Here is an 11,370-nt window from a genome sequence, read left to right on the forward strand (position 1 = left end):
CCTGATTGTGTGTCAGTACTCAGTCGTTTTTGATAACGATTTAAAAACCTGGCTGCTTTCCGGGCTGGTGGTGGTACGCCAGTGGATCACGCCAGGGGAGGTAGCCAACTCAAACGGCTCGTCAGCATGTGCGCGATTCAAAATTCGTGCGGCACGCCAGGCCATCAGGCTGAGCTGGGGTTCAGCAATACCGAGACGGTGCATCCCGGCATTCACGGCAAACAGGCGGTTGCTCTGCGGGCCGTCCCATTCGAGGGTGAAATCGTTGTTAATGCAGAAGGCTTCGTCCGTATCCAGATGGAGGCGGTGAGACAGTGGGGCGAGGAAAGCAGGCTGTACGCTGCGGTAACCGGTGGCGAAGATCACCACATCGGTCTCCAGCTGTTCGCGTCCGCCGTCGAGATGATGCTGTATTGCCAGGCGCTGTCCGTTTTGCAGCCTCGTAAGCTCGGTCACCGAGCGGGACGGCAAAAGGTGCGCCCAGGGTTTTTCACGCAGCACTTCGAAGCGGTGGTACATGGCGCGATAAATCGCCAGCAGAGACTCGGTGGTGATACCGTCGGAGGTCATCTTCTGCTCGTGCAGCATCTGGCGGCGCGCCTCTTCACCGAGCGTGGAGAAGCTGTCCACGTACTCCGGCGTGAAGTACTCGTTGGCAAAAGCGGCTTCATCCAGGGCGTTGTAGTTATTACGTCGCGATACCCAGTTCAGGCTCAACGGTTGGCCCCACTCGCCACGGAAAATATTCAAAAACAGGTCGGCACCGCTCTGGCCGCCACCGACAACAGTGACGCGCTTGCCCGCGAGATCCGGCGTGCGCAGCATCATCTCGCTGGCGTGGAAGCAGGTATCGTCCTGAGTTGTGACGCAGTCAGGAAGATTGATCTGTTTGCCAATCCCCACGCAGACATGGCGTGCCAGGAAGCGGTCACGCTGAGTGACCACCTCAAACAGGCCGTTTTTCTCATCAAAACTCACCTGCTGTACCTGCTGGCTGAATGACAGGTTGGTGAGGTTTTCCGCCGCCCAGCACAGGTAATCGGCAAATTCCTCACGAGAAACGGTGCGCTGCTCGGTGGTCAGAAAGCGGTAGAACTTTTTACGCTGTACCAGGTAGTTGAGAAAACTATGTCGGTTGGTAGGCTCGACGGCACTGACCAGATCCTTGAGGAAGCTGGTTTGCATATGGCAGTCCGGCACCATCATGCCAGGGTGCCAGGAAAAATGCGGCTTGCGCTCAAGGAACAGCGAGCTAAAACCGTCCAGCCCTTCCGCCAGCGCGGCGATGCTGAGGTTAAACGGGCCAATACCAATGCCGATGAAATCATAGGTTTTCATTGTGCTGACTCCCGGGAGGCCAGAAAAAGAGGGTTATCAAGGTCGGTGACATAGTTCGGCAGCATGCGGCTGCCGCCGTCGTGTTCTGAGAAGGTCAGTTTGACCGGGTTGAGGATCACGCGAATAATTTGCGGTTTGAACAGGTCGAATTTCGCGAACCGCTCAGCAAGATCCGGGTGAGCCGCCATATACTGGCGCAGCACTCCGGCCAGGATCTGATAGAAACGCGTTTCGCTGATGCCGCTTTGCTGGGTGAGACGCGAGATAAAGCGCAGCACCGTGACAAAGTTGCCGGTTTGAAGGTCATGGATGATGTAATCCGCGCTCAGGCGTGCCGTCACGGCTTTCACCTGCTCCGGCAGGCTTTGTGCCTGCGGGAAGTCTTCATCCACCAGACGCATGTCGCCCTGGAAATCTTTCAGCAGGATGCGCTGCGGAATAGAGTCTTTCATCACCAGCGTCACGTTCTGGCCGTGGGCGATCAGCGCCACGCCGTAGCGGCAGAGCAGGTGGTAGAAGGGGATAACCGTCGCTGCAAACAGCTTTTCCAGCCATGCTTCAGCAGTTAACCCGGAATGGTTGATCCACGCGTCAATCAGTGGGCGCCCGGCATTGTCGGTTTCCATCAGCGCCGCAATCAGCACCGCCTGTTCACCGTCCTGCAGATAACACGACGGATTTTCGCGCCAGATCACGCCCAGCATTTCCTGATAGCGATAGGGCGCTTTCGGCAAGGCGGCATAACCCGGATGCGACAGATACCCGGCTGCGGGTTCGCCAAGCACCTGCGCGCCTGAGCGGGTAAGCGTGGCGTCGGTGGCGAACTGCTGCTGCAGCCAGCGCGAAGCCAGCGGCCCGGCGGCAATGTACTTGCCCGGAATGCCGCGATAGCAGGAGGTGTTATAGATAGTCAGCGGCAGCTTGATGTCATACGGCGCGCGACGGCTGGCGTTGGTCAGCGTGCGCAGAGATTGTTGCGCCAGATACTCATCGCCAAATTCCCCCAGTTCCACCATCTCACCACGCGCGAGCTGCGCCAGGAAATGAATGGCAATTTTTTGCTGCCACTGCCACGGGTGCAGCGGCACCGGCAGCCAGCTTTCGTCGAGACCCAGCGTCTGCCAGCGGTCGTTAAACCGCGTGCGTTCGGCGTTGTCCATAGTGCTTGCCAACAGGACGTTGATATCGCAATCGGCGTCGCTGCTCCAGACCAGATGATCACGTTGAACGGCAACCCAGTGCAGGCGAAAACGCCCGCGGTATTCCGGGGCGTACTGGCGCAGCGCATCCAGACCCCATCCGCGGCGTCCTTTGTTAAAAATAAACTTAGGATGACCGCTCATCAGGCACTGCAATTCATCCGGGTCGAGATGAATGAGCGCGTCGGCATCCAGCGTTTCACGCGCCTGTAAAAGCTGAATATCGCCCCGCAACGTCGCGTAGAGATCTTCCAGATGCTCCGCCGTTTGCGCATCGCTCATCTCCAGCACCGTCGCCAGCTGCAGCAGCGCACTCTCCGCTTCCACGGCGGCACCGCTGGTGGTGGTCAGGCTATTTGGATCGATATGCAGCCAGCCCCAGATCCCGCGCGTGGCATGAAACTGCCAGGACTCGTTGCCCATGGTGATGCGCCAGGCGTCCGACGAAAGCGGCTCGGCGCGCAGTGTGCGTTCATATTCCAGCTCGGCGAGGATCTTCGCCACCATCTCATGGTTCACTTTTTGCCAGAGCGCGTTCACAGTCCCACCTCGCTGAAGAAGCGGTGACGCTGGCTCATGATGAGGCGCGAACGTTTATGCGGGAAGTCGAACTCTTTCACGGTATCAAAACCGGCAGACGCCAGATGGCGGAACAGGCGCTGGTTGTCGAAGCGCGGCTCGGCGACAATGCGCGTGGTGCGCGGTTCATCGAGATACAGATAGTGGTTAAGGCCGCGCAGCCAGCTACGGATGTATTGCGCACCACGCCAGTTCTCTTCGCCCACCAGCATGTGCAGACCACGGTCAAATGGCTGCCAGCGGTAGTGGCGACCAATACGGTCTTCTGGAGCCCAGTAGAGTTCAAAATAGCCGAACGGCTGGTCGTCGAAGCAGCCGATAACCGGGTAGCAATAGGTCGAGTCGAGCTGACGACGCAGGTAGTTTTCCTGCTCGGCCTGCGGGCCGGCCATCTCCCAGAAGGCATTGACGCGCGGGTTATTCATCCAGTGGGTGAAGCGCTCGCCGTCCAGCGCCACGTCGGCCACGCGGAAGCTGAGGGTGCGCTTGATTTGTGGGTCATAACGGCGGTATACCTCGCCCTGCGGGCGGTGAGGACGCAGCGGGAAGTACAGCTGACGGCTCTCATCAAACTGCATACCGCCGCTGGCCAGGGGGCGTTCACCTTTCAGCCACAGCGGCAGCTGCCAGAAAGTTTCGCGCGCCAGATAATCGCCACACGCGTGGTTAAACAGTGCCTGTGCCTGCGGTTCATCCTTCCAGGTAGCCCAGGGGAGGGTGATCCCGCTGAGGGCAGGCGCGGCGACAAACAGCTGATCCAGCGCTTCAACCAGCCAGCCGTCCTGGATATCGCGCAGGCGCTCCAGCACCGCGCTACCGTCGAGACCCAACGTCAGCGGCAGGGGCGTGTCAGTTGCGGTGCAACGAAAGCCGTAGCCGGAATGAACGATGTTCGCGTTAGCCATCACACCTTCTCCTTGTAAAACGGGTTGCTAAAGTCGAAATAGATCACTGCCGGGTCGGCAATCGTGTTTTCGTTGCGATCGTGCAAATAGCAGAAAAAGTTGCCTTTGCAGTTCCAGGTCGGGCTGTCGAGCACGTAGTCGAGACAGCGGGTCTGCTTGGCCGTGCGGCGCAGTTCCGCCAGCGCGTCACGCACGCGTGCCATCAGGTTTTCTTCGCTGTCGAAACCAGCGGCGGCGAGGGCTGCGGTGACGGCAAGGGTAGAGTTCAGCAGCAGGTAGTAAGGGAAGTAGCGCAGCAGCTGGCTCTCACCGAAGCGGTTTTCCACATCAGTTTCGCCCGCCTCTTTCAGCCATGCGTCGGCGCCCTCGGTCCAGGCGCTGCCCTGGCAGTCGCGGTAGATAAGCCCGACGGGGAAATCCTGCTGCATTTCAACGAGAATGTTTTGCTGGTGTGCCAACAGGACCAGACCGTAATCGGCTTCGGCACTGAACAGCGGAAGTAATACGCGGTCGCAATAGGCGTCCAGCCAGCAGCGCGCGGCCCGGGCGAGCGGTAAATCCAGGCGCTCACTCAGACGACGTACAGCTGCAGCCAGCAGGCTATCACCGCCGTCTGGGGCGGCCTGCGTCAGGCTCACCAGCACATTGGTTTGCGTATCCGGAGTATCAAACAGCAGATTGACGCGCAGGGCCATCAGGCTCTCTTCCTGAATCACGCCGTTTTCGTCGCGCAGCCCCGCCCAGCCATCTTCCTGCATCACGCGCATGGTCGGGTAGCGCGCCTGTAGATCTTGCCAGCGTTCGGTTTTAGCCAGACGAGCCAGACGCATCCCGCGCTTAACTTCTTTCACCGACAGCGTGCGCACGGAGTTGGTCAGGCGCACGCTGAGGGAAAACTTAATCATGTCGCTGTTGGTTTCGCTGTACAGCGAGCGTGAAGAGCTGGTTGGCAGCCACTGTGCGCCCGCTTCACCCAGATCCTGCAGTGAACCGTTGGTCACCAGCCGCTGGCACCACTCCTGGCCGAGCAGGTACTCCGCCTGCCACGGATGCATAGGCAGCAGCCAGCGGGTGTCGGTGAAGTGGCCGAGAAGTTCAGGGGCGCTCTGGGCTGCAAAGCGCAGTAAACGTTCGCGCAGGGAAACATTCAGGCTGTCACCGGCAATAAGCGTGTTCTCAACGGCGAACCAGCGCAGCGGGAAGCGAGAAGCGAAATCGGGTAAATAGCGACGCGCCTCGGTTTCGTTAAACGGCTCGTGCGACTTTGGCGCAGGGTGGAATGCATGGCCGACCAGCAGCGCCTGTTCCGCTTCGGCAAAGGTTAACGGTTTATCGCGCAGGGTTGGCCAGCTGTGGCGCAAATCAATCGCCTGCCAGGTGTGCGCGTGGCTTTCAAGGGCGCGTTGCTTAAAACGCGCCAGCGTATCGGCATCCAGCGAACCTTTTATTGACGGTTTTTCAAGAATTAAATCAACCAGTTGGTGGAATGTGACGGCGTCACTACTGTCATTGTCACTCTGGATAAGCGTTGCCGGGAAACAGTACTGATGATGCTGGGTCGGGGAAAAATACCGTACCGGAACCCGAAGAGCCTGGGCTGGAGAAAGCGGAATATGTATGTGCGATAACTCATCCGCAGAGGTTGCGGAGTGATAGTGCCAGTCCTTCGTTTCACGCAACAGGGCGTTTAAAAAACACTGGGCCGCAACGTCTGTACCGGCGGAGCGGGGCAGAGTACGCATAGATGAACCTCATTCCATGATTGATAATAATTCTCGTTATGATATTCATTCTGTTTACAGTCGCAACCATTTTTGCAATATTTGTTTTCATAAACTTCATGATTTCCACACATTTATTGACACTATGTTCACATTCTCATGCGCACTGACTCTAAAACGTTGACGGAAAACGTCACCCCAAAAGCCAACTGGCCCCTGGCGTTATGTGCAGGTTTATTAGGGATTGGGCAAAACGGTTTGCTGGTCATGCTTCCGCAATTGGTCACCCAGACAGGGCTTTCGCTTTCGGTCTGGGCCGGGCTGTTGATGTTCGGATCCATGCTCTTTTTACCCGCATCGCCCTGGTGGGGACGCCAGAGCGAGCGACATGGCTGTAAGGTCGTGATGCTGGCCTCGCTGAGTGGCTATCTGGTCAGTTTCGGGGTGATGTCGCTGGTGGTCTGGGCGATGGCGGCCGGGATGCTGGATAAGGTCTGGGGCCTGACGGGGTTGGTTCTCTCGCGCACGCTCTATGGTCTGACGGTCTCAGGTCTGGTGCCTGCTGCTCAGACGTGGGCTATCCAGCGCGCGGGGCTGGAAAAAAGAATGACCGCACTGGCGACAATTAGCTCCGGCCTGAGTTGTGGTCGTTTGCTTGGGCCACCGCTGGCGGCGCTGATGCTCAGCGTCAATCCGGTAGCACCGCTCTGGCTGATGGCGATTGCACCTTTCATCGCTTTGCTGCTGGTGCTTCGCGAAGTGGCGGACCCACCGTTACCGCCAGTGGCGCATCAGTCGACGCGTTTGCGGGCTTCAATGCTGCCGTTCCTGTTATTGGCGCTGCTGCTGGCGGCCCTGGTGAGTTTAATGCAGCTTGGCCTGTCACCGCATCTTAGCCCGCTGCTGGAGGGTAACGCCCGGGACATCAGCCATCATGTTGCTCTCCTGCTGAGCCTGGCTGCGCTGGCAACGCTCGCGGCGCAGTTTCTGGTGGTCCGCCCGCAATATTTCAGCCCGGTGACACTGCTCTGCATGGCCGCGGTATTGATGGTAGTGGGGCTTGGGTTGATGTCTGTGGCGGGTCTGGCTCTTTTCTACGTGGGGATTGTCATTACGTCGCTCGGGGCAGCCATGGCAACACCGGGATATCAGCTACTGCTTAACGATCGGCTAACCACGGGCAAAGGGGCGGGAGCGATCGCCACCAGCCACACATTAGGCTACGGTGTTAGCGCGCTGCTGGTACCTGTAGTGACACGTTTTTACGGTGAACAGTTTTTAACGATGGCTGCATTAGGCATGGCATTGATGTTTTTAGTGCTCAGCATAGGGGTGCGATCAACTGAGCGTCCCCTTGCTGAAAAAAATTAATGGACCTGGCGGGGAGAATGGCCGCCAGCATCCTCATTCTGCCGTAAACGCTGCAGGGGATCTTGCTGGTAAAACTGGCAGAATCGCTGCCACAGTGCCGGGAATCGGGGGGCGAAGAGTTCTGGTGCGCTGAAGAAGTATTCAGAGAGTACCGCAAAGCACTCTGCGGGATCGGTCGCCGCATAGGCGTCAATGCTGGCTGCGCTTTCCCCCACCAGGTCTATTTCATCCTGGATATTATCCATCGCGGCATGCAGGTCGTGCTCCCATCCCGCAACCTCACGAAGCGGAATCAATGGCACGCCGCTGGCGCGATCGCCATTGCGGGTATCGAGCTTATGCGCCACCTCGTGAATAATCAGATTAAAACCTGACGCATCGAACGAGTCCTGAATATCGAGCCAGTTGAGGATAATTGGTCCTTGCTGCCAGCTTTGTCCGGACTGAACCACGCGCTGGTTGTGTACCAGCCCGATATCGTCCTGCCATTCGTCATCCACCACGAACGGCGCGGGATAGATAAGCACTTCGTGGAAACCGTCCAGCCACTCGATACCCAGTTCAAGAACCGGCAGGCAAAACAACAGGGCGATACGCGCGTTTTTCAGCGGGTCTAGTTCGAATCCCTGCAGCGGAACCAGGCGTTTTTGCTGCAAAAAACGATCCGCCAGCTGAACCAGTTTCGATTGTTCATCCGGGTTTAGATTAGCCAGAACAGGGATCGTCAGCGCGTCATCCCATGGCAGCGCCACATCCCGGCCAGCCTCATTCGTTTTCCAGGGCCACTTTATCATCGCTTTGCTCGCAAACTCGTCACTTGAACAAAAATGGGAAAGTCAGGTTCGGTTAAGATGCCAGAAAATCGCTCACTGCGACAATTCCAGCCTGAATAAACTATCATTCGTACGTAGCGGTGGGTAGCGGTTTGCGGGCATCACCTTCATTTTGTGACGTCTGTCGTGGCCTTGTCTGTAGTCTCAGTGAATTCACCGACAAAGAGAAACCATCGTTAGCTTGACCACAACGAACGCTAATCTGAATTTCAACACCTAACCGGTTGCGGTAGGTCAATAAGACGCTATTATTTTTGACTTTGTTGCGTATTCCCTGACAGGACATTTAGACGCCATGCCCGTGAATTTTGACCTTAACGATCTCTATGCTTTCAGAGCGTTAGTGGAATACGGTAACTTCCGTGTCGCTGCTGAATCTATCTGCTTATCCCAGTCGGCGCTGAGCCGCAGGATTGAAAAGCTGGAAGCCGCGCTGGGAAACCGGCTGTTCGATCGTACCACCCGCCGCGTGGCCTTAACCCTATACGGGCAAAACTTTGCTGAACGATCCGCTCAGCTGCTCGACAGCGTAGAGTCAATGCTGGCTGATGTTGATAAAGTCAGTGAAGAACGGACAGGGCTTATCACGGTCGCCACGGTACCCTCAGCGGCCTGTTATTTTATGCCTGACGTGATTCGTCGTTTTCAGTCTCGCTATTCCCGCGTTCGCATTAAGCTCATCGATAGCAGTGCAGGAAATGTGATTGACGCCGTGGCCCGAAGCCAGGCGGATTTTGGTATCTGCTTCGCAGGAAACTTGCCGCCTGACATCGAATTTTTTCCGCTGGTGGAGGATGTTTATGTCGCGGCGTGCAGAAAGGATCACCCGCTGGCACAAAAGAGTCACCTGACGTGGCAGGCGTTTTATCAGCAGGATTATATCTCTCTCGATAAAACGTCAGGTAACCGTAACCTGCTCGATCGGATGCTGGGAGATATTGTTCCCGAGCGCCCCAGCGTCTGCGAAACCCGTCACGTCACCACGATGCTTGGTATGGTAGAGGCGGGGATTGGCATTGCTGCCGTTCCCGCCATGTCGATGCCGACGTCAGAGCATACGCTGCTGACCCATCTGCCGCTGGTGGCGCCGGAAGTGAAACGCACCGTGGGGCTTATCCGGCGCCGGGGGCGCATCCAGTCTTACATAGCGGCTGAACTGGAAAAGCAGATCACCGAGCAGTATCGCCGGACGTAACGGGGATCATCCCCGTCTCCTTGATGACGGCCCTTGAGGGCGGTGAGGCGAGATAGGTCAGCAGCGCTTTCCCCTCCGCGGGATGTTCGGCATGGCGGGTGACCGCACCCGCGAAGCGCGTGATGTACTGCAGACTATCAGGGATTTTCCCGATAAAGGTAACGCCCTGAACCGGCAGCAGCTCGCTGACCTGCTGGAAGCCCACGGCGTATTTTCCTTTCGCCACTTCTGAGGCAACTGGAATACGCTCGACCTTTGTCGCTTTACCTGCCACCTCTTTTTCTATTCCCAGCTTTTTGAACAACGCCTGGCTGACGTACCTGCCGCTGGCGCTGTCAGAGTAGGCGATGGAGCTGGCCTGCAGCAGCGCGTTACGCAGGGTCGCCTCGCTGCTGATATCAGGAACATCCGCACCTTTTTTCACCACCATGCCAACGGGAGAGTCCGCGAGTTCAGTTCGCGAACCCGGCTGGGTCTGGCTGGCTTTTTCGAGCTTCTCCAGCGCATCGCCCACCATAATCACCACGTCGGCTTTCTCGCCGCGCGCCAGGCGGTTTGGGATCGCCTGCGGCGTCGTGCCCATTGAGGGGCCGGGGATGATCACGATTTTATCCCCGGTCTGGTGTTCATATTCCGGGGCCAGCTTTTCCAGGGCGGCTTTGAAGCCGCCTGAGATCATGACCTTCACGTCCTGAGCACAGGCATTGGCGCTCAGAAACGTCAGCACCAGCGCGCTGGCGGTATAGCGATAAGTGCGTTTCATACTGCCTCCTGTGACTTGACGGTGTTTTGCAGCGATACCGCACGGCGGCGGTAGAGGTAGAGCGTGGCCAGCAGGGCACACACGGCAGCGAAACTCATCCAGTAGCCAGGCGAGGCTTTGTCACCGGTGTATTCAATCAGCGCGGTGGACATTACCGGGGTAAAGCCGCCAAAGACCGCCGTTGCCAGGCTGTAAGCCAGAGAGAAGCCCGCCACGCGCACTTCGGCAGGCATAATCTCCGTCAGGGCCGGGATCATCGCGCCGTTATACAGGCCGTAGAGGAAGGAGAGCCACAGCAGTACGCTCAGCATCATGGAGAAGCTGGGGGCGTTAGCCAGCAGCGTCAGGGCCGGATAGCTGGTCGCCAGCGCCAGCAGCGTCATGGCAATCAGTACCGGCTTGCGGCCAAAGCGATCCGACAGCGCGCCGCCCACCGGCAGCCAGACGAAGTTAGAGATAGCCACCAGCAGCGTGACCAGCAGGCTGTCCGAGGCGCTGAGCATCAGCACCTTTTTGCCAAAGGTGGGGGCGTAGACGGTGATCAGGTAGAACGCGGTGGTGGTCATCGCCACCATCAGCATGCCTGCGACCACCACCTGCCAGTTGCCAAGCAGCGTTTTAAAGACCTGACGCATCTCCAGATGATGGCGGCGCGCGCTGAACTCTTCCGTCTCCTCCAGCTTGCGGCGCAGGAAGAAGATAAACGGCACGATTAAACAGCCGAACAGGAACGGGATGCGCCAGCCCCATTCGCGAATGGCGCTCTCCTCCATCAGGGCATTCAGGGCAAAACCCATCGCTGCGGCGACCATAATGGCGACCTGCTGGCTGCCGGACTGCCAGCTGGTGTAAAACCCTTTGCGGCCCGGTGTGGCGATTTCAGCCAGATAGACCGAGACGCCTCCAAGCTCTGCACCGGCGGAAAAGCCCTGCAGCAGACGGCCCGTCAGCACCAGCAGCGGTGCCCACAGACCAATGCTTTGATAAGAGGGGATAAGCACAATCAGGAACGTCCCCGCCGCCATGATGGAAAGCGTGACGATCAGCCCCTTTCTGCGCCCCACCTTGTCGATATACGCACCAAGCACAATGGCCCCGATGGGCCGCATCAAAAAGCCCGCGCCGAAGACGGCGAAGGTCATCATCAGCGACGCAAATTCACTGCTCGCCGGGAAGAACGTGTGGGCGATGTAGGTGGCATAGAAGCCGAAAAGAAAGAAATCGAACTGTTCAAGAAAGTTGCCGGACGTCACGCGAAGTATCGCGCCCGCCTTAGACCGTACGGTTGCAGGTGAGGTTGAGGAAAACATGGTTATCTCCAGTTATTGTTGACGTTTTACGCGTCTGTTTCTGAAAACTGGATCAGGACGAGGAAATAGATAAGCGCAAATGCCGCATCGGCTGATGCATTTTTTGCATGAATACCATTCACTGTGTAAATACAATTAATGGCAACAATAACTTAA

9 protein-coding genes are annotated in these 11,370 nt (G+C 57.6%); 2 read left to right on the forward strand and 7 right to left on the reverse strand.

The features are described from left to right. Nucleotides 1–12: 12 nt before the first annotated feature. From AC0XWG_RS15895 to AC0XWG_RS15910, 4 genes are read right to left on the reverse strand one after another with little or no spacing between them, the layout of a single operon-like run. Nucleotides 13–1,338 (reverse strand): lysine N(6)-hydroxylase/L-ornithine N(5)-oxygenase family protein, encoded by a 1,326-nt coding sequence (locus tag AC0XWG_RS15895; protein ID WP_049006653.1) that lies wholly within the window; start codon nt 1,336–1,338, stop codon nt 13–15. Then, the gene (gene iucC / locus AC0XWG_RS15900; RefSeq protein ID WP_475680822.1) at nt 1,335–3,077 is read right to left on the reverse strand and encodes an aerobactin synthase IucC; all 1,743 of its coding nucleotides are present in this window, start codon (nt 3,075–3,077) and stop codon (nt 1,335–1,337) included. The genes AC0XWG_RS15895 and iucC overlap by 4 nt, the downstream gene beginning before the upstream one ends. Beyond that, entirely contained in the window at nt 3,074–4,021 is a 948-nt protein-coding gene (locus AC0XWG_RS15905) for a GNAT family N-acetyltransferase (RefSeq protein WP_028019619.1), read from the reverse strand. Before AC0XWG_RS15905 ends, iucC begins: the two co-directional genes overlap by 4 nt. After that, nucleotides 4,021–5,763: an IucA/IucC family protein gene (locus AC0XWG_RS15910; protein ID WP_475680823.1), complete on the reverse strand. Its 1,743-nt coding sequence runs from the start codon at nt 5,761–5,763 to the stop codon at nt 4,021–4,023. The genes AC0XWG_RS15905 and AC0XWG_RS15910 overlap by 1 nt, the downstream gene beginning before the upstream one ends. 138 nt (nt 5,764–5,901) lie before the next feature. Here AC0XWG_RS15910 and AC0XWG_RS15915 point away from each other — a divergent pair, with 138 nt between their 5' ends. Then, nucleotides 5,902–7,113 (forward strand): MFS transporter, encoded by a 1,212-nt coding sequence (locus tag AC0XWG_RS15915; protein WP_108089629.1) that lies wholly within the window; start codon nt 5,902–5,904, stop codon nt 7,111–7,113. Here the strand turns inward: AC0XWG_RS15915 and mtfA are convergent. Beyond that, nucleotides 7,110–7,907, reverse strand: coding sequence for a DgsA anti-repressor MtfA (mtfA, locus tag AC0XWG_RS15920; RefSeq protein ID WP_028019616.1), 798 nt, complete (start codon nt 7,905–7,907; stop codon nt 7,110–7,112). The two genes, AC0XWG_RS15915 and mtfA, sit on opposite strands and share 4 nt — an antisense overlap. A 334-nt stretch (nt 7,908–8,241) precedes the next feature. On the opposite strand from mtfA, the gene psrA reads away from it, so the two are divergent. Further along, nucleotides 8,242–9,141, forward strand: coding sequence for an L-proline-binding transcription factor PsrA (gene psrA / locus AC0XWG_RS15925; RefSeq protein WP_028019615.1), 900 nt, complete (start codon nt 8,242–8,244; stop codon nt 9,139–9,141). Here psrA and AC0XWG_RS15930 read toward each other — a convergent pair. After that, the gene (locus tag AC0XWG_RS15930) at nt 9,116–9,904 is read right to left on the reverse strand and encodes a substrate-binding domain-containing protein (protein ID WP_049005752.1); all 789 of its coding nucleotides are present in this window, start codon (nt 9,902–9,904) and stop codon (nt 9,116–9,118) included. The two genes, psrA and AC0XWG_RS15930, sit on opposite strands and share 26 nt — an antisense overlap. Further along, complete coding sequence (tcuC, locus tag AC0XWG_RS15935; RefSeq protein ID WP_128348835.1) at nt 9,901–11,214, reverse strand: MFS transporter; 1,314 nt, start codon at nt 11,212–11,214, stop codon at nt 9,901–9,903. Before tcuC ends, AC0XWG_RS15930 begins: the two co-directional genes overlap by 4 nt. Nucleotides 11,215–11,370 lie beyond the last annotated feature (156 nt).

The sequence above is a fragment of the Enterobacter sp. DVT3837 genome (assembly GCF_056238685.1).

What these genes read in the sequence shown, in the direction of transcription:
- AC0XWG_RS15915 (WP_108089629.1), top strand. Translation starts at nt 5,902, where the DNA reads ATGCGCACTGACTCTAAAACGTTGACGGAAAACGTCACCCCAAAAGCC.
- mtfA (WP_028019616.1), bottom strand. Translation starts at nt 7,907, where the DNA reads ATGATAAAGTGGCCCTGGAAAACGAATGAGGCTGGCCGGGATGTGGCG.
- tcuC (WP_128348835.1), bottom strand. Translation starts at nt 11,214, where the DNA reads ATGTTTTCCTCAACCTCACCTGCAACCGTACGGTCTAAGGCGGGCGCG.
- AC0XWG_RS15910 (WP_475680823.1), bottom strand. Translation starts at nt 5,763, where the DNA reads ATGCGTACTCTGCCCCGCTCCGCCGGTACAGACGTTGCGGCCCAGTGT.
- psrA (WP_028019615.1), top strand. Translation starts at nt 8,242, where the DNA reads ATGCCCGTGAATTTTGACCTTAACGATCTCTATGCTTTCAGAGCGTTA.
- AC0XWG_RS15930 (WP_049005752.1), bottom strand. Translation starts at nt 9,904, where the DNA reads ATGAAACGCACTTATCGCTATACCGCCAGCGCGCTGGTGCTGACGTTT.
- AC0XWG_RS15895 (WP_049006653.1), bottom strand. Translation starts at nt 1,338, where the DNA reads ATGAAAACCTATGATTTCATCGGCATTGGTATTGGCCCGTTTAACCTC.
- AC0XWG_RS15905 (WP_028019619.1), bottom strand. Translation starts at nt 4,021, where the DNA reads ATGGCTAACGCGAACATCGTTCATTCCGGCTACGGCTTTCGTTGCACC.